The organism is Lentzea sp. NBRC 102530 (assembly GCF_030269365.1).
Classification (GTDB): Bacteria; Actinomycetota; Actinomycetes; order Mycobacteriales; family Pseudonocardiaceae; genus Lentzea.
In genome coordinates, this window is sequence record NZ_BSTF01000006.1 from 441,356 (window position 1) to 459,144 (window position 17,789).

Annotated in this window: 14 protein-coding genes; 9 read left to right on the plus strand and 5 right to left on the minus strand. The window is 70.8% G+C overall.

Going from position 1 to position 17,789, the window contains the following annotated elements:
* Nucleotides 1-4: 4 nt before the first annotated feature.
* From QSK25_RS19335 to QSK25_RS19370, 8 genes are all read left to right on the plus strand, one after another.
* The gene (locus QSK25_RS19335; RefSeq protein WP_285640015.1) at nt 5-1,546 is read left to right on the plus strand and encodes an NAD(P)-binding domain-containing protein; all 1,542 of its coding nucleotides are present in this window, start codon (nt 5-7) and stop codon (nt 1,544-1,546) included.
* The gene (locus QSK25_RS19340) at nt 1,533-2,909 is read left to right on the plus strand and encodes a class I adenylate-forming enzyme family protein (protein WP_285640016.1); all 1,377 of its coding nucleotides are present in this window, start codon (nt 1,533-1,535) and stop codon (nt 2,907-2,909) included. The genes QSK25_RS19335 and QSK25_RS19340 overlap by 14 nt, the downstream gene beginning before the upstream one ends.
* Nucleotides 2,894-4,444 (plus strand): NAD(P)-binding domain-containing protein, encoded by a 1,551-nt coding sequence (locus tag QSK25_RS19345; RefSeq protein ID WP_285640017.1) that lies wholly within the window; start codon nt 2,894-2,896, stop codon nt 4,442-4,444. The genes QSK25_RS19340 and QSK25_RS19345 overlap by 16 nt, the downstream gene beginning before the upstream one ends.
* On the plus strand, nt 4,441-5,436 hold the full coding sequence (locus tag QSK25_RS19350) for an alpha-hydroxy acid oxidase (protein ID WP_285640018.1): 996 nt from the start codon (nt 4,441-4,443) through the stop codon (nt 5,434-5,436). Before QSK25_RS19345 ends, QSK25_RS19350 begins: the two co-directional genes overlap by 4 nt.
* A complete protein-coding gene (locus QSK25_RS19355; protein WP_285640019.1) occupies nt 5,430-6,725 on the plus strand; it encodes a cytochrome P450 in 1,296 nt (431 codons plus the stop codon). Before QSK25_RS19350 ends, QSK25_RS19355 begins: the two co-directional genes overlap by 7 nt.
* Before the next feature lie 16 nt (nt 6,726-6,741).
* On the plus strand, nt 6,742-8,019 hold the full coding sequence (locus QSK25_RS19360; RefSeq protein ID WP_285640020.1) for a cation:proton antiporter domain-containing protein: 1,278 nt from the start codon (nt 6,742-6,744) through the stop codon (nt 8,017-8,019).
* Between the two features lie 105 nt (nt 8,020-8,124).
* Complete coding sequence (locus QSK25_RS19365; RefSeq protein WP_285640021.1) at nt 8,125-9,555, plus strand: phenylacetate--CoA ligase family protein; 1,431 nt, start codon at nt 8,125-8,127, stop codon at nt 9,553-9,555.
* A 65-nt stretch (nt 9,556-9,620) separates the two neighbouring features.
* Nucleotides 9,621-10,601 carry an ArsR/SmtB family transcription factor gene (locus tag QSK25_RS19370; protein ID WP_285640023.1) on the plus strand — a complete coding sequence of 327 codons (981 nt, stop codon included), beginning with the start codon at nt 9,621-9,623 and terminating at the stop codon, nt 10,599-10,601.
* Nucleotides 10,602-10,707: 106 nt separating this feature from the next.
* On the opposite strand, the gene lnt is transcribed toward QSK25_RS19370, so the two are convergent.
* From lnt to QSK25_RS19395, 5 genes are all read right to left on the minus strand, one after another.
* Nucleotides 10,708-12,183: an apolipoprotein N-acyltransferase gene (gene lnt, locus QSK25_RS19375; protein WP_285640027.1), complete on the minus strand. Its 1,476-nt coding sequence runs from the start codon at nt 12,181-12,183 to the stop codon at nt 10,708-10,710.
* Nucleotides 12,170-13,579 carry a polyprenol phosphomannose-dependent alpha 1,6 mannosyltransferase MptB gene (gene mptB / locus QSK25_RS19380; RefSeq protein WP_285640029.1) on the minus strand — a complete coding sequence of 470 codons (1,410 nt, stop codon included), beginning with the start codon at nt 13,577-13,579 and terminating at the stop codon, nt 12,170-12,172. Before mptB ends, lnt begins: the two co-directional genes overlap by 14 nt.
* Before the next feature lie 99 nt (nt 13,580-13,678).
* Nucleotides 13,679-15,241 (minus strand): sigma-70 family RNA polymerase sigma factor, encoded by a 1,563-nt coding sequence (locus tag QSK25_RS19385; RefSeq protein WP_285640031.1) that lies wholly within the window; start codon nt 15,239-15,241, stop codon nt 13,679-13,681.
* A gap of 94 nt (nt 15,242-15,335) precedes the next feature.
* Nucleotides 15,336-16,106 (minus strand): SDR family NAD(P)-dependent oxidoreductase, encoded by a 771-nt coding sequence (locus QSK25_RS19390; protein WP_285640034.1) that lies wholly within the window; start codon nt 16,104-16,106, stop codon nt 15,336-15,338.
* A 46-nt stretch (nt 16,107-16,152) separates the two neighbouring features.
* Entirely contained in the window at nt 16,153-16,734 is a 582-nt protein-coding gene (locus QSK25_RS19395; RefSeq protein ID WP_285640036.1) for a TetR/AcrR family transcriptional regulator, read from the minus strand.
* A 54-nt stretch (nt 16,735-16,788) separates the two neighbouring features.
* On the opposite strand from QSK25_RS19395, the gene QSK25_RS19400 reads away from it, so the two are divergent.
* On the plus strand, nt 16,789-17,601 hold the full coding sequence (locus tag QSK25_RS19400; protein ID WP_285640038.1) for a VOC family protein: 813 nt from the start codon (nt 16,789-16,791) through the stop codon (nt 17,599-17,601).
* The last annotated feature ends 188 nt before the right edge of the window (nt 17,602-17,789 follow it).

Here is a 17,789-nt window from a genome sequence, read left to right on the forward strand (position 1 = left end):
GTCCATGGCTCACGACTACCTGATCATCGGCGCGGGACCGGCCGGTGTGCAGCTCGCCGCACTGCTCGACCGGGACGGTCGCGACTACGCGGTCCTCGAACGGGGCAGCGGGGCAGGCACGTTCTTCACCCGCTACCCGCGGCACCGCAAGCTCATCTCCATCAACAAGGTCCACACCGGGGTGCGCGACCCGGAGCAGCGCATGCGGATGGACTGGAACTCGCTGCTGCTGGACAACCCCGACCTGCTGTTCACCCGCTACACGCCCAGGTACTTCCCCGACGCCGACGACATCGTCCGCTACTTCCAGGACTGCGCGGCCGGGCTGAACATCACCTACGACGTCGACGTCACCCGGATCTCCCGCGACGCCGACGGGTTCGTGGTCGAAGGCGGCGGTAGGACCTGGCACGCGAGGAACCTCGTCATGGCCACCGGCGTCTCCCAGCTCTACCTCCCGGAGATCCCCGGCATCGAGCACGTCGAGCGCTACGACACCTTCGACACCAACCCCGAGTCGTTCACCGACCAGCGGGTGCTCGTGATCGGCAAGGGCAACTCCGGCTTCGAGACCGCCGACGCGCTGGTCGAGCACGCGGCCGTCATCCACGTCGCCGGACCGCACTCGGTGAAGCTCGCCTGGCAGACGCACTACGTCGGGCACCTGCGCGCGGTCAACAACAACTTCCTCGACACCTACCAGCTCAAGAGCGAGAACGCGGTCATCGACGGCTCGATCGAACGCATCGAGCAGCGCCCGGAAGGCGGTTTCCGCATCCGGTTCCGGTACGCGCGCACGGTCGAGAAGGTCCGCGAACTGGAGTACGACCGCATCATCGCGTGCACGGGCTTCCGGTTCGACGCCTCGATCTTCGCCGGCGACTGCCGCCCGGCGCTGATCATCAAGGACCGCTTCCCCCAGCTGACCTCGGCGTTCGAGTCGACCAGCGTCCCCGGCCTGTACTTCGCGGGCACGATCACGCAGTCCCGCGACTTCAAGAAGTCCACCAGCGGCTTCATCCACGGCTTCCGCTACGGCGCCCGCGCGTTGCACCGCGTCCTGAGCAGCCGCAACCACGGCGTCGACTGGCAGGGCACCGATCTCGACCTCTCCCCCGAGGCCATCAGCGACGCCGTGATCGCCCGCGTCAACACCTCTTCCGCGCTGTGGCAGCAGTTCGCGGTCATGGGTGACGTCGTGAGCGTCACCGGCGACCAGGCCCGCTACTCCGAGGAGGTCCCGGTCGCCCACGTCGCCGACGGCGGCCTCGGCCCGGCCGAGCACCGGTTCGTCACGACGCTGGAGTACGGGCCAGACCACGACACGGTCGACCCGTTCGACATCAGCGTCCCGCGCGTCGCCGAGAACGACGCCGTCAACGCCGCCGACGCGAGCTACCTGCACCCGGTGGTCCGCTACTACCGGCACGGCGTGCTCGCCGCGACCCACCACCTCGCCGAGAACCTCGAGAACCACTGGGACCTGCCAGAGGTGCACCAGCAGCCGCTCGTGGTGTTCGTGAAGGAATGCCTTGCCGGCGCGTGACCCGTTCCCCGGTGCCGTGCTCGACGTGCTCCGCGCCGCCGGGGAACGGCCGGTGTTCGAGCACGGCACCCGCGTGGTGACCGGCGACGAGCTCCTCGACCTGGTGGCGCGGATCGCGAACGGGTTGCGCGGCAGGGGGATCGGGCCGGGCGACGGCCTCGCGCTGCTGCTCGGGGTGAACGTCGAGGCGTTCGCGGCGATCCTCGCCGGACACGTGGTGGGCGCGCGAGTGGTCGGGGTGCGGCCCGGGCTGACCGACGCCCAGGTCGAGCACCTGCTGAGCCTCGACATCGAACTCGCCGTGCGGGACACCGGCGAACTCGTGCGGGAAGCGCCCGGCGACCTCACGTGCGAGGGCCGTCCACAGGACATCGCCCGCCTCATCCACACCAGCGGCAGCACCGGCGCCCCCAAGGCGTGCGCCCAGACCTACGCCTCGATGACCAACGCCTGGACCGCGCACCCGCAAGCCTGGCCGCCCGCGATCCGGGACCTGGCCACCCGGCTCGACCGCTACCTGGTGTTCGGCTCGCTCTCCAGCCAGGTCATGTTCGAGTACGCCGTCCTCACCCTCACCGCCGGCGGCACGATCGTCGTCGCCGAGAACCCCGCGACCGCGATCACCGACCTCAAGGCCACCGCCCGCGTGATCACCGTGCCGGGCCTCGCGAAGCTCGTCGCCGCCCAGCAACGAAAACCGGCGGACCTGTCGTCGCTCAAGGCCCTGCTGGTCTCCGGTTCCCCGCTCACCCCCGACCGCCACCGCGAGGCCCTGGACACCCTGGGGCCGGTGCTGTTCCACGGCTACGGCCAGACCGAGACCGGCATGATCTCCATGGCCACCCCGGACGACCCCCCTGGCACGGTGGGAAAGCCACCGGTCGACGTGGAACTGCGCGACGGCGAGCTGTACGTCCGCACCCCCGGCCAGAGCTGCGGCTACTGGGGCGCCCCCGAGGAGTCCGCCGAGGTCTTCGCCGACGGCTGGGTCCGCACCCGCGACCTGGGCCGGTTCGACGCGTTCGGGTACCTGCGGCTCACCGGCCGGGCCCGCGACGTCGTCATCGTCAACGCCAACCTGCACTACATCGGGCCGATCGAGCAGGTGATCGCCGAGCACCCGGACGTCGCGGAGGCCTACGTCGTCGCGGTGCCCGACGACGAGACCGGCGAGACACCCCACGCCTACGTGGTCCCGAAAACCCGCGTCCCCGGACTCGACGAGCTGCGCGACCTCGTCACCGAACGCCTGGGCGCGGCCAGCGCCCCCACGCGCGTCACCGCCCTCACCGAAGTCCCCGTCGCCCCCAGCGGCAAACCCGACAAGCGCGAGCTAAGGAGCAGGTCTTGTCCAGCGAGGTAACGACCGAAACTCTCGTGATCGGCGCGGGCCCGGCGGGGCTGCAGGCGTCCTACCTGCTCCAGCAGGCCGGACGCGACCACCTGGTGCTGGAGTCCGGCGCGGCCGCGGGCACGTTCTTCACCCGCTTCCCCCGGCACCGCCAGCTGATCTCCATCAACAAGGTCCACACGGGCTGGGACGACCCCGAGCTGAACCTGCGCGTCGACTGGAACTCGTTGCTGTCCGGCGATCCCGCACTGCTGTTCACCTCCTACACCCCGCGCTACTTCCCGCACGCCGACGACATGGTCCGCTACCTCGGCGACTTCGCCGTGAAGAACGACCTCCCGATCCGGTACGGCACCAAGGTCGTCTCCGTGACGCGGCCGGACGACTTCGTGGTGCGCGACGAGCAGGGCGGCACGTACCGGGCCAAGCGGATCATCGTCGCCACCGGCGTCTCGCAGCAGTACGTGCCCGACATCGACGGCGTCGAGCACGCCGAGCACTACTACGACGTCTCCGTCGACCCGCAGGACTTCGTGAACAAGAAGGTGCTGATCATCGGGCGCGGCAACTCGGCGTTCGAGACCGCCGACGCGCTCGTGGAGACGGCGTCGGTCATCCACGTCGCCGGGCCCGGCTCGCTGAAACTGGCGTGGCAGACGCACTTCGTCGGGCACCTGCGCGCGGTCAACAACAACTTCCTCGACACCTACCAGCTCAAGTCGCAGAACGCCGTGCTGGACGGGCACATCGCCGGCATCCGCCGCGACGGCGACGACCTCTACGTCAAGGTCAGCTTCCAGCGCGTCGACGAGGTGGTCAAGGAGATCCGCTACGACCGGGTGATCCTCGCGACCGGTTTCCGGTTCGACGCCTCGATCTTCGCACCCGAGTGCCGGCCCCAGCTCACGATCAGGTCGCGGTTCCCGGACCAGACGGCGGCGTGGGAGTCGGTGAACGTCCCCGACCTGTTCTTCGCCGGGACGATCACGCAGATGCGCGACTTCAAGAAGTCGACCAGCGGGTTCATCCACGGCTTCCGCTACGGCGTGCGCGCCCTGCACCGCATCAACGAGCAGCGCTACCACGGCGTGGACTGGCCCAGCCGCACCGTCGAGCCCACGCCGGACGCCGTCACCGAAGCGATCATCGAGCGCGTCAACCGCACCTCCGCGCTGTGGCAGCTGTTCTCGTTCCTCGCCGACGCCGTGCTGACCCTGCGGGACGGCACGGTCCGCTACGTCGAGGAGGTGCCGGTCGCGCACCTGCACGAGGCCGTCGCCCGCGGCGAGTTCGGCGACGTCGAGTCCTACCTGACGGTCACCCTCGAGTACGGCGCCGACCACGACAAGGTCAACCCGTTCGACATCACCGCCGGACGCACCTCCCAGGACGACACCAGCGGGCTCGACGGCCGCTACCTGCACCCGGTTGTCCGCCGGTTCCGCGCCGGCGAACTCGTCGACGAGCACCACATCACCGAGAACCTCGAGAACGAGTGGGACAGCGAGAACGTCCACAAGGCACCGCTGCGGGAGTACCTGCGGTGAACCCCGTGCTCGCGGAACTGCACGACAAGGCACGCGCGGTGCTCGACCCCGTCCACTACGACTTCTTCGCGGGCGGGGTCGGGGACGAGGTCGTGCTCGCGGCGAACGAGGCGGCCTTCCGCCGCCTCGCCCTGCTGCCGAGGGTGTTGCGCGGCAAGGAGATCGCGCCGGACTTCCCGGTGCTGCTCTCCCCCACCGCGTTCCACCGGCTCGCCCACCCCGACGGCGAACTCGCGACCGCACGGGCGCTCGACGGCACCACGCTGGTGTCGAGCATGGCCTCGACCGTGCCGATCGCCGACGTCGTGGCCGCCGCGACCGGGCCCGTGTGGTTCCAGCTCTACCTCCAGCCCGACCAGGACGTCACGCGGGAGTTGGTGCGCCGGGCGGAGCGGGCGGGCTGCCGGGCGTTGGTCGTCACGGCCGACTCCCCCGTCTTCGGCCGGCACCGGCGCGACCTCGCGCACGGGTTCCACGACCTGCCCCCGGGACTGGCCGCGGAGAACATGCGCGACCTCGGCGGCGTCCCGCTGCGGAACATCGAGATGTCCCCCGCCCTCTCCTGGGACGACGTCGACCGGCTCCGCGAGACGACCTCACTCCCGTTGTGGGTCAAGGGCGTCCTGCACCCGCGGGACGCCGAGGTCGCGATCGGGCACGGCGCGGCGGGCATCATCGTCTCCAACCACGGCGGACGCCAGCTCGACCTCGTCCCCGCCTCCCTCGACGCGCTCCCGGCCGTGCTCGCCGCCGTCGCCGGACGCGTCCCCGTCGTGCTCGACGGCGGCGTCCGCAGCGGAGGCGACATCGCACTGGCCATCGCTCTCGGAGCGTCCGCCGCCGGCATCGGCAGACCCGTCCTGTGGGGGCTCGCGGCCGGCGGCGACCAGGGCGTGCGGCGAGTCCTCGACGTGCTGCGCGACGAGTACCGGCACGTCCTCACGATGTGCGGCGGCGAGCTGACCCCGGACATGGTGGTGGCGAGGTGCTGAACTGGTTGCCCGCACGGGTGGTCGCGTTGCGCGCCAAGGTCTTCGAGAAGGTCAACGGTGACAACGCCATCACGTTCCCCAACTCCCAGGTCGGACCCGACCGCTTCCAGGAGCTCTACGGCCACCCCGCCGCCAACGGCCGCAGCAAGGGCGCCGGGCTCTCCGACCTCTTCTGGTACTGGCTCTCCCCCGGCCCCGAGGTCCACCAGGAACACCTCGAAGCCGGACCGCGCTACGACGACGTCGCCCGTGCGACCCGCACGTTCCTCGCCGGCCCCAGCGACGACCTCGCCGCCGCCGCGACCCGCTGCACCGCCAAGGTCCTCGACGAGGTCCTGCGCGGCCGCGTCACGCACGTCCGGCTGCGCGAACTGATGATGCCCGTGTGGGCCGAGTACTTCTACGAGCTCGTGTTCGGCGAACCCTGCCCTCGCCACGCCCGCGACCTGATCGTCGCCCACGCCACCGACGTCGTCACCTCCTTGAAGTGCACGGGTTTGAGGCATCCCGCCCGCCGCGCCCGCCTCACCCGCTACCTGAAGGTGCGGCTCGCGGACGTCCGGCACCCGTTGCCCGCGACGCTGACCGAGGACGAGCAGGTCCACTACCTGCAGGGCACCTACTTCAACACCGCCGTCGTGCAGATGGCCGAGGCGATGGCCCACCTCCTGCTCGCGCTCGCCCAGCACCCGGCGGCAGCCCGGCGGATCGGCGACGACCGCTACTTCGCCCACGTGCTCGACGAAACGTTCCGGCTCTACCCGCTCTTCGGCATCGCCCACCGCATCACCACCGACGACATCGTGCTCGACGAGCACACCTCGTTCCCGGCCGGATCGGTGCTCTGCTTCAGCTACCCCGCCTACCACGCCACCGGCTACACCGATCCCGAGGCGTTCGACCCGAGCCGCTGGGAGAACACCGCCGCTCGAAACGTTCACCACATCCCGTTCGGCGTCGCCGCCAACCGCCCCTGCCCCGCCTGGCGCCTCTCCCCCCTCGTCATGCGCGCCTCCGCCCGCGAGGTCCTGCGCCGCGTGAGCCTGCACTCCACCGTCACGCACACCCGCTCGTTGCCCAGCCGCGGCCCGTGCCTGCTCGTCCGCGACGGCCCCGCACCCCGGTGGCGCCTGCGGTACCTGCGCCTGCGCGACCGATGGGAAGACCTCTGGCGCAGCGTCGTGCAGCTCGTCCTCGGCACCGCGATGGTGCTGCACGCCCACCACCTCCGGCCCGCGGGCCGCTACTTCGACACGCACGACACACAGGGTTGCCCGGTCCGGCACTGATCCCCAGGAGATCCCGGTGAACCAGATCCACTTCGCGTTGCAGGTCTTCGCCGCACTGGCCGTCGTGCTCGTCGCCACCACCGTGTGCGGGCGCCTCGCCATGCTGATCAAGCAACCCAGGGTCGTCGGCGAGATGATCGCCGGTGTGCTGCTGGGCCCCGCCCTGCTCGGCGCCGTCGCCCCCGGCGTGCAGGCCCAGCTCTTCCCCGCCGACGTCAAGAGCACGCTCTACGTGCTCAGCACCATCGGCCTGACGTTCTACATGTTCCTCGTCGGGTCCTCTTTGGACCACGGCCTCACCACCGGGTCCAACGCCCGCAAGGCAGGCGTGCTCGCCGTCTCCGGCATCGTCCCGACGTTCCTGCTCGGCGCCGGCGCCGCCGTGCTGTTCTTCGACACCCTGAGCCCCGAAGGCTCGAGCCTGTGGGTGTTCATGCTGTTCGTCGGCGGTGCCCTGTCCATCACCGCGTTCCCCATGCTCGCCCGGATCCTGCAGGAACGCGGCATCGCCAACACCCCGATCGGCGGCCTCACCCTCGTCGCCGCCGCCATCGACGACGCCGTGGCGTGGGGGTTCCTCGCCCTGATCATCGCCGTCGGCGCCTCCGGCAGCCCGTCCGGCGCCCTGCGCACCATCATCGGCGCGGCGATCTTCGCGGCGCTCATGCTCACCCTCGGCCGCAAGTGGCTCGCGAAGCTCGGCGAACGGGCCGAACGCGACGGCAAGCTCAGCCGCGACATGATGGCGATCATCCTGCTGGTCGTGCTCGTCGCGGGCTGGTACACCGACTGGATCGGCGTCTTCTCGGTGTTCGGCGGCTTCATCACCGGCCTCGCGATGCCCAAGTCCGCCGTGGTCCGCCACGAGCTCGAAACCAAGCTCACCGACCTCAACTCCATCCTGCTGCTGCCGGTGTTCTTCGCGTTCAGCGGCCTCAACACCCAGGTCTCCGGGTTCGGCTCCGGTGGCGCGCTGTGGTTCCCGCTGGCGGTGATCATGCTGGCCGCGTTCGCCGGCAAGTACCTCGGCTGCGGGCTCGTGGTGCGCGCCCAGGGTTACTCGTGGCGCTACGCGTCCGCGGTGGGCGGCCTGATGAACGCGCGCGGCCTGATGATCCTCATCTTCATCAACATCGGCCTCGCCTACGAACTGGTGACACCCGAGATGTTCGCGATCCTCGTCGCCGTCGCGATCGTCACCACCGCGGCCGCGATGCCCATCTACCGGGCGTCCTTGCCCGATCATCTGGAGGCGGCCGCGGACGTCCGCACCCCGGCGAAGGTTTCTTCTTAGTCTGCACTGAAGCTATAGGGCTTATATTTGCTCGCGGCGGGACCCGGCGTTCCGCCGCGAGGTGTGTGTGGCAGTGATCAAGGACTTGGTGGCTAGGCTCGCCTGATGGACACCAGCCGGCAGACGCGTGTGCGTCAGGCGTTCGACGACTTCTTCCAGCCGAAGGCGCCGGCCGGGGACTGGGTGCTGGACCTGTTCCGGCGCACCGCGGACACCGTGCCGGCGTACAAGAAGCTGTTGCAGGCCAACGACATCGATCCGCAAGAGATTCGGACGCAGCAAGACCTGCAACGTCTGCCGCTGCTCGACAAGGCCACCTACCACGAGCGGTACCCGCTGCCTGAACTGTGCCGCGACGGCGAGCTCACGACGTCGGACATGATCGCCGTGTCGTCCGGATCCAGTGGCAGGCCGACGATCTGGCCGCGGGCTCTGGAAGACGAGTTGCACACGGCCCGCAGGTTCGAGCAGGTGCTGGTCGACGGGTTCAAGGCCGACGTGCGCACAACGCTGGCCGTGGTGTGCTTCCCGCTCGGCACGTGGGTCGGCGGGTTGTTCACGCAGGCGTGCGTGCGGCACCTGGCGGCCAAGGGGTGTCCGATCACGGTCGTGGCGCCCGGCAACAACAAGGCCGAGATCCTGCGCGTGCTGCCGGAGTTGGCGCCTCACTTCGAGCAGGTGGTGTTGCTCGGGTACCCGCCGTTCGTCAAGGACGTCATCGACAGCGGCGAGAACTGGGCGGCGCACCGGGTCAAGCTGGTGCTGGCCGGCGAGGTGTTCAGCGAGCAGTGGCGGGACCTGGTGGCGCGGCGAGCCGGCATCGCGGATCCGGTCACGGACGTCGCTTCCCTCTACGGCACGGCGGATTCCGGGGTGCTGGGGAACGAGACGGCTCGGTCGGTGAGCATCCGGCGGTTCTTCGCGGACCACCCGGACGAGGCCCGGGAGGTGTTCGGGGACTCGCGGTTGCCGACGCTCGTGCAGTACGACCCGGGCAGCCGGTTCTTCGAGGTGCACGACGGGACGCTGGTGTTCAGCGCGGACGGCGGGATTCCGCTGCTGCGGTACCGGATCGCCGACGAGGGCGGGGTGATCGGGCACGAGCAGATGCTGGAGATCTGCTCCCGCAACGGCTTCACCCCGCAGGACGGGCCGGAGCTGCCGTTCGTGTTCCTGTTCGGGCGGTCGTTGTTCACGGTGTCGTTCTTCGGCGCGAACGTCTATCCGGAGAACGTGACGGTCGGGTTGGAACAGCCCGGCATCAGCGAGACGGTCACGGGCAAGTTCGTGATCGAGTCCGTCGAGGACGAGGATCGGGACCGGCGGCTCCGGGTCACCGTGGAGACCGCACCGGGCCGGGAAGCCGACGCTCACGAGATCGCCGAGGCGGTGCGGGCCCAGTTGCTGAGGCTCAACAGCGAGTTCGCGCACTACGTGCCGGTCGAACGGCAGTTGCCCGAGGTGGTGCTGCGGCCGCACGGCGATCCGGAGTACTTCCCGGTCGGCGTCAAACACCGGTACACCCGCCGGGCCTGAAATGGTCGGCGAAGTGGCACCCCCGGTAACGTTGTGCGTGGTGACCTGAGCCTGGGGAGGTTGCTGTGTTGCGCATCCACTTTTCCGACGGTGATCTGGAGCGGACGCAGGTAGCGGAAGGGGTGGACCCGCTCTGGGAGATGGTGTTCAGCAGGCTTCGGCTGACCGAGCCGGACAGCGGCTTGTTGTTGCAGCCGTGGCTGCGCGACGTCCGCCGCAACGGCGACCGGCAGGTGATCACGTCGGGCGTCCGGATGCTGTCCGTGCTGGCCCCGAAAGGCCCGTACTTCCCCGACTTCCTCACCCCGCCCGAGGGCGCGAACGGCCTGGGGAGCGCGCTCGCCGCGATCCGGTCGACCCCGCGGCAGCGGTTGCGGCGGGAGTTCGGGCGGCTGGCGGAGGTGCGCCCCACACCGTCGTGGACGCGTCCGCTGGCGGCGGGTGACGGCGAGTCGCTGCTCGGCCTCACCGAGGCGCTCGCCCGCTACCACCGCGCGGTCGTCGAGCCGTACGCGGACGTGATCGACGAGGCCGTCGAGACCGACCGCGTGCACCGCAACGGCACCGCGTCCACCGCGGAGGACCTGCTGAAGGGCATGTGGCCGTTGATGAACTGGCGGCCGCCGGTGCTGGAGGTCCAGTACGCGCACGACCGGGACCTGCACCTGAACGGCCGCGGGCTGCGGCTGGTGCCGTCGTACTTCTGCCGCCGCACGCCGGTCGCGTTCGCCGACCCGGGCCTGCCGCCGACCATCGTGTACCCGCTGCACCACGACTGGACCTGGCAGCGGCAGCTCAGCAGCGGACGGCGCGACGAGCAGGCGCTCTCGGCGTTGCTCGGCAGCACGAGATCGGCGGTGCTCGCGGCCGTCGGCACCGGCGCCACCACGACCGAGCTCGCGGAACGGCTCGGCGCGTCCCCGTCGGCGGTCAGCCGGCACACGTCGGTGCTGCGGGAGGCCGGGCTGCTGACGACCGAACGGCAGGGGTTGTCGGTGCTGCACCAGCGCACACCGCTGGGGTCGGCGCTGCTCGGCCAGAGCTGAGGGCGCCGGGACGTGTCTGGAAGTCGGCTGCGGCACCGGTGTCCACACCGCGCGAGCAGGCGGCACGTTGATGCGCGTCGGAGTGCACCCGTGTTTTGTGGACGGTTCAGCGAGGGTGGGACGCCGACTCCCGTCGTGCTCGCCGTCGCGACCACCAAGCCACCGCGCACGCCCCCACCGCACCCGCGGTGAGCAGCACGTGGAGCGCACCGCCGAACCGCGTCGCGAACGTCAGGTCCGTGCGCAGCGGCACGGTGCCCGTCATCAGGTCCTCGGTGAACATGCCGGTCGACCGCACCACGCTGCCGTCCGGACGCACCACGGCGCTCACGCCGCTGATCGCCGCGACCACGACCGCGCGGCCGTGTTCGATGGCGCGCAGGCGGGCCATGCCGAGCTGCTGGTAGGTCATCTCGCCGCGGCCGTACCAGGCGTTGTTCGTCGGCACCACCAGCACCTGGGCACCTTCGGCGGTGCTTTCGCGCAGCACGTAGTCGTAGGCGACCTCGTAGCAGATGCCGACGCCCACGCGGGTTCCGGCGACGTCCAGCACGCCCGGTGAGCTGCCCGCGTCGAGGTCGGGCTGGTCGGCGAACGGGGTGAAGATCCGGGCCAGCGGGCGCAGCGGGATGTGCTCGGCGAACGGCACGAGCTCCTGCTTCGCGTACGACTGGCCGGGGCCGCTCACCGGGTCCCAGGTGATGACGGAGTTCTGACCGTTGCGCAGCGCGCTGACGAGGGTGGGGACGCCCAGGTCGGCGATGGCGGCGTCGATCACCGGGTCGCGGTCGCGGGTGCGGGTCGCGCTTTCCGGCCACACCACCAGGTCCGGGCGCGGTGCGGCGCCGCCGCGGATCTGGGCGGAGAGTTCGGCGGTCCCGCGCAGGTGGTTGGCGCGCAGGGTGGCGTTCTCGGAGAGCAGGCCGAGGCCCAGGTCCGGGGCGTTGCCCTGCACGACGGTGATGGTGCGCTGGCCCGTCTGGGCCTCCACGGAGATCAACGGCGTCACGGCCAGGGCGGCGACGACCGGAACGAGGGCCCACGCGCGGGTCCAGCGCGGCAGCCAGGCGGCGAGGCCGAAGCCGGTGAACACCACGGCGAACGTCACCAGCGGCGCGCCCCCGAGCACGGCCAGGCGCGCGAACGGGCTGTCCACCTGACCGAACGCGACGCGGCCCCACGGGAAGCCGTTGAACGGGATCAGCCCGCGCAGGGTCTCCTGCAACACGAACAACAACGTCGCCCACACGGGTGCGGCGGGCAGCGTGGAGACCAACGGGAAGAGCGCGCACACCCCGCTGATGAACAACGCCATCAAAGCGCTGAGCACCAGCCACGGCCACGGCCCGAAGTCGTCGCCCAGGAAGTGCTGGATCCACCACAGGTGCGGTAGGAAGAACGCCAGCCCGAACGCGAACCCGAGTCCGGCCGACCGGCGCGCGCGAACGCCGCGCAGCACCAGCCACAGCACCACGAACGCCGGCACGGCGAGCCACCACACCACCCGCGGCGGGAAGCTCAGGGCAAGTGCGCCACCGGCGAGCAGAGCGGCGCCGTAGCGCCCGAGATCATGCTTGCTCAACGGAGACCCGAGACACCCGGCGCAGCACCAGGTACGCGCCACCGACCAGGGCGATCCCGACGACGTAGGCGGCCACCAGCTCCGGCACGCGCCCGCTGAAGTTGCCCGCGAGCGGCGGCACCAGCAGCGCGAACACCCCGGCGAGCACGGCCACGCGCGTCCGCCACGCGCCGGAGGGCAGGCAGGCTGCGAGCGGCACCAGCGCCCACAGCAGGTACCAGGGCTGGACGACCGGCCCCAGCGCCACGATCACGCTCATCATCAACCCCAGCGACGTCACCTCGGAGATCCGTCCGCGCAGCTGGCGGCCGACCAGCACCACCACCGCGCCGAGGATCAGCACGAGCCCCGCGATCCGTGCCGAGGAAATCATGACCTGACCGGTCTGCGGGCCGAACACCGCACCCGCCAGATAACCGGGCCAGTTCGTCGGCGCCATCCAGCTGTTCACCTTCGAGGGCGTGCCGAGCGCCTGCACCCAGCCGAAACCGGTCTGCCCGGCCAGGGACGTCACGACCGACACGACCACGAACGCCGCCAGCATCGCGAGCCCGGAGGCCACGAGCCGCACCCATCCCCCGCCGAGCCGGCGGGCCAGCGCCGTGCCGACGACCGCGAGCGCCACCAACGCCGGCAACTTGACCTGCGCGCCCAGTCCGATGAGGACGACCCCGGCCGCGTACTGCCACCAGCGAATTTCGGGCAACGCGTGCAACGCCACGACAGTGCCCGACAGCATGAGGCCGAGCATCAACGCGTCGTTGTGGACACCACCGATGAGGTGCCACAGCACCAACGGGTTCATCACGCCCAGCCACAGCGCCGTGTTCTCCCGCACCCCGGCCATCTCGGCCAGCCGCGGCACCGCCCAGACCACGAGCAGCAGTCCGGCCACCGCCGCGAGCCGGTACAACCCGATGCCCGCCACGGGGTGGCCGCCGGTCACCCCGGTGATCGCCCGTTCGATCGTGCTGAACAGCGGCCCGTACGGCGACGGCGTCTCCCGCCAGTACACGCCGACGCGTGCGACCGCCTCCGCACTCGCGCCCACGGCGGGGCTGACCACGTTCGGGTCGAAGCCGTTGCGCGCCACCTCGCCCTGCGCCAGGTAGCTGAAGACGTCCTGACTGAACAGCGGTGGCGCGACCAGCAACGGGCCGCACCACCACGCCAGCGTGCGCCGCAGCCAGGACGCGTCCGGCCGGGAGCGGCCGAGCAGCGCCCACGTCAGCACGACCAGCCCGGCACCCGCGATCGCCACGCCCAGTGCCACCGCGCCCGCTCTCGCGCTGACCGCCCAGGCACCGGCGGTGAGCAGCAGCGCACCGCCGAACCCCGCCCAGCGCAACAGCTCCGGGGTGTCGGTGGTGGTGGGACGGAGGGTGACGGTCTGCACGGGGTAGACAGTGCTTTCCGGACGGATCGTCACGCGTCCGGCTGTGGTCGCGTCCCGGGTACTACTTCAGGATGATCTTTTTTCAACCCGCGTCCTCGCTCAACTTCCGGCGAAGTCGTGCGTCATCCACACGGTGCCTTTCGCGTCGCGGACGACGACGATGCCGATGCGCGTGGACGACCTGCTGAGGATGTTCTTGCGGTGGCCGTCGTTCGGCGGCTTCTCGTCGATCATGCCCTGGGTGAGGCCGAGCGCCATCTTGGAGATCGACTCGACGTCGTCCTTGACCGGACCGCCCATGCCGACGTTCTCCGCGACGGAACTCCACTTCACGCCGGCCGCGCTGCTGCGTTCACCCAGGCCGCTCTCGCCGGGGCACTGGTGTGACAGGCCGCAGTCGTTGCTCATCATCGCCCTGGTGTGCCGATCGGCGGCCACGACCAGTGCCGGATCGACCGACAACGGGGGCAGGCCGGCCGCGGCACGGGTGTCGTTGATCAAAGCCAGGACGCGTTCCTCGGCTGTCGCGACCTTGACCTGCTGCGGGGCCTGCGTGGTCGTGGTCGTCGTCGTAGTGGTCGTTGCAGTCGTGGTGCCGGCCGACGACGACGTGGGTGCCGCGCTCGACAGTTCCGTGGAGGACACGAGAGTCGTCGGCGGCGGGGTGTTCGGCACGGCGATAGCCGCCGGTGGGTCGGACGGGAACAGCACGATCGTGCCGACCACACCGACGAGCGCGCACACTGCGGCCGCGCCCGCCACCGCGAGCACCGGCTTTCCGGCGAGCTTCGCGAACACGCCCACCGGTTCGGCGAGGTGCGCCGGCGCCTCGACGGCGTGCGCCACGAGTTCGGGCGTCACGTCGCCGAGGTTCTCCAGCAGGCGCGGCAGGTAGGCGGCAGGGACGACGAGCAGCGCCGCACCGGTGAGGATCCGCTCGACCGGCATCGCGTCGTCGACGCCGCGGCCGCACCGCCCGCAGTCGTCCACGTGCCGCAGGAGTCGCTTGCGCCACAACGGGGTGGGTTCGCCGTTCCAGCCCTGCGCAGCCCGGTCGAGGCCGGCGCAGCGCGGTTCCACCGACAGGGCGCGCACCAGGTGCCGGATCGTTTCGAGGCGGCCCTTGAGCCTGCTGACCCGCACGGTGACGGCGTGCGCGCCCAGGTCGAGCGCGTCGGTGACCTCGGCCCTGGTGAGCTGACCGACGCGTTCGAGCGTCCACAGCGCCAGCAGTTCGCGGTCGGCCGGGTCGAGCCACCGCGCGGCCTCGTCGACCTCGCGGCGTTGCTGGGCGAAGTGCAGGCGGGACAACGCGGTCTCCACGAACTCGGCGCCGGGGTCGGCCCGGTCGTACTCCTCCAGCGGCGCGGGGGCGAGGTCGCGGCGGCGGTGGTGCTCGCGGACCTGGTTGATCGTGACGGCCACCAGCCAGGACCGGAACCGGTCCGGTTCCCGCAGCGCGTCGATGCCGCGGATCACGCGGACCATCGTCTCCTGCACCACGTCGTCGACCTCGGCGTCGGCGTGCAACGCCCGGCCGGCGACGTTGTAGACCAGCGGCAGGCACCCCGCGACCACGGCGTCGAGCGCCGTCCGATCACCGGTCCGCGCGGCCTCCACCTGCTCCGCGTCCACCTGCCCCAGCCACTCCCGACCCGTCACTTCCGCACCCTTCGCCGACCGAGTTCCTCTACGCCATGGGAGACCGGCGAGTCTCACCTCAGGTCACAGAAACAGGGGCGATAGGTGATCCAGGTCACACAGCGACGACCGCCACTCCGGTCCGCCCGCCGTCGACGTCCAGCACGATGCCGTGCACGAACTCCGCGTCGTCGGAGGCCAGGTAGACCGCCGCTCGCGCGATCGCGTCCGGCCGTCCCGCCTCCCCCGCGGGCGTGCCGCGCATCATCACGTTCGAGACGCCGCGGATCTCGTCGTCCCACTCGTCCGAGGCGATGACGCCCGGCGAGATGGCGTTGACCCGGACGCCCCGCGAGCCGAACTCCGACGCCCACGCGCGGGTCAGCGTCTCCATCGCACCCTTGGTCGAGCTGTACACGGAGCCGCGGTGCACGCCGAGGCGGGTGATCCACGAGCCGAGGTTGACGATCGTGCCGCCACCCGCGTCGATCATGCCGGGGACCAGGGCCTGCGTCAGGAAGAAAGGCGCCTTCACGTTGACGTCGTAGATGCGGTCGTACGTGTCCTCGTCGGTGTCGAGAGTGCCCGGCGACGGGTAGATGCCGGCGTTGTTCACGAGGACGTCGACACGGCCGCCGAGCAGCGACCGCGCCTCTTCGGCGAGCGCCCTGCTCGCGGCGAGGGAGCCGTCGAGGTCGGCGCGGGCGAAGTCGGCCTTGCCGCCGTCGGCGCGGATCTGCGCGACGACCTCCGCGCCGCGCGCCTCGTTGCGGCCGGAGACGACGACGTGCGCGCCTTCCTGGGCGAAGGCGATCGCGATCGCGCGGCCGATGTTGCTGGTGGAACCGGTGATGAGGGCGGTCCTGCCCTGCAGTCGTTGTGCCATGCGTTCGAAGCTAGGAGCACAATTTTGGACCCGCAAGTCCAGAACTTCAGCTGCGGAGGTGGTCGACGAGCACGTCGAGAACGGCCTCGAGGTGGGCGGCGCTGCCGGTCGAGCGGAGCACCTGCACGCCGCCCTGGATGCCCGCGATCAGCGCCGCCGACATGCGGTCGGCGTCCACCCCGGCCCGCACCAGGCCGGCCTCCTGCATGTCCAGCACTCCTCGGCGCAGCTCGGCCTGCCACCGGGCGAGCAACGTGCTGATCACCTCGTGGGCGCCCGGCGTGCCGCCCAGTTCGTTCATCAGGACCCCCAGCGGGCAGCTGCGGCCCTGGGCCCGGTAGCGCGCCACCACGGCGTCCCGCCAGCGTTCCCACGCGGTCCACGAGGTCAGCGCGCCGAGGTGCGGGCGCTGGTCGGCGAGCACCCGGTCGGCCTCGAACCGCGCGACGGCGAGGAAGAGCTCCTCCTTGCCGTCCGGGAAGTAGTGGAAGATCTGCCCCTTGCTGGTGCCCGTGATCGCCCTGATGTCGTCCAGGGTCACGCCGCCTGCGTCGTCGCTGCGCAGGTGCGCGGCCGCGCCCTCGATGATGCGTTGCCGGGTCGCCTGGCCCTTCGCGGTGAGCTTCACGAACCTCAAGGTAAGGCTTTCTAGACCAGCCGGTCCACTCCTACAATCGATCTCATGATCATCCAACCGGGGCATCCGTGCTGGGTCGAGCTCGCCACGAACGACACCGAACGCAGCACGCGGTTCTACGAGACCGTGTTCGGCTGGAAGCACCACTGGACGCGGGACGACGCGGGGCGGGACTACGCGGTCGCGCTGCTGGACGGCGAGCCCGTCGCCGGTGTCCGCCCGCTGGACCGCGCCACCCTGGACTGGACGCCCTACCTGGCCGTCGCCGACCTGGCCAGGACGAGCGACCGGGTGCGCGCGCTCGGCGGCAAGGTGCTGGAGTCCGACCCGCGGACCGTCCCCGGTCTCGTGGCCAAGGTCCTGGTCGACGACCCGAGCGGGGCGACCGTCGGGATCGCCCAGCCCGTCGACGGCGGAGGGTTCACCGCGGGCGTTCCCGGCGCGCTCGTGTGGCTCGAGTTCGTCACCCGCGGCCCGCGCCAGGCCGACCCGTTCTACCGCGCGCTCTTCGGCTACCGGCAGCAGCAGGTGGGCGACGGCAAGGCAGTCGACCACGTCGTCTACTCCACCGGCGGCGACACCGTGATCGGCCGCGTCCGGATGGCACCGGACACCCCCGCCACCGTGCCCCCGCGCTGGATCGCACACTTCGCCGTCCCGGCCGGCCTGGACTTCACCGAGACGCTCAACCGGGCCCGCACCGCGGGCGCGCGCCTGCGGTTCCAGCCCTACCCCTCTCCCCTGGGCCAGGTGGCGGTGCTCGCCGATCCCACCGGCACCCGGTTCGCGATCATCGACCCGGACCTGGCCTCGGACTGGGACACCGCCTCACCGGCCGACGACCCCTACGACGACTAAACACTGCCCGGAAGCCCCAACCACTTCCACCCGAGCCGACTTCACGTTTTCCTGCCGCACGCGGGGCCCTCGCGTGCGCTCAGCGCGAACGAAAGCTCCCCGCGTGCACTCCGGCAACGTGAAACGCGCTCGCGAAGCGAGCGTGACCACGGGCAGGACTGCTGGCCGTGTGCATGGGTGTGCTGACA

Coding starts and splice junctions, on each gene's coding strand:
- QSK25_RS19335 (WP_285640015.1), top strand. CDS start 5: ATGGCTCACGACTACCTGATCATCGGCGCGGGACCGGCCGGTGTGCAG.
- QSK25_RS19365 (WP_285640021.1), top strand. CDS start 8,125: ATGGACACCAGCCGGCAGACGCGTGTGCGTCAGGCGTTCGACGACTTC.
- QSK25_RS19390 (WP_285640034.1), bottom strand. CDS start 16,106: ATGGCACAACGACTGCAGGGCAGGACCGCCCTCATCACCGGTTCCACC.
- QSK25_RS19400 (WP_285640038.1), top strand. CDS start 16,789: ATGATCATCCAACCGGGGCATCCGTGCTGGGTCGAGCTCGCCACGAAC.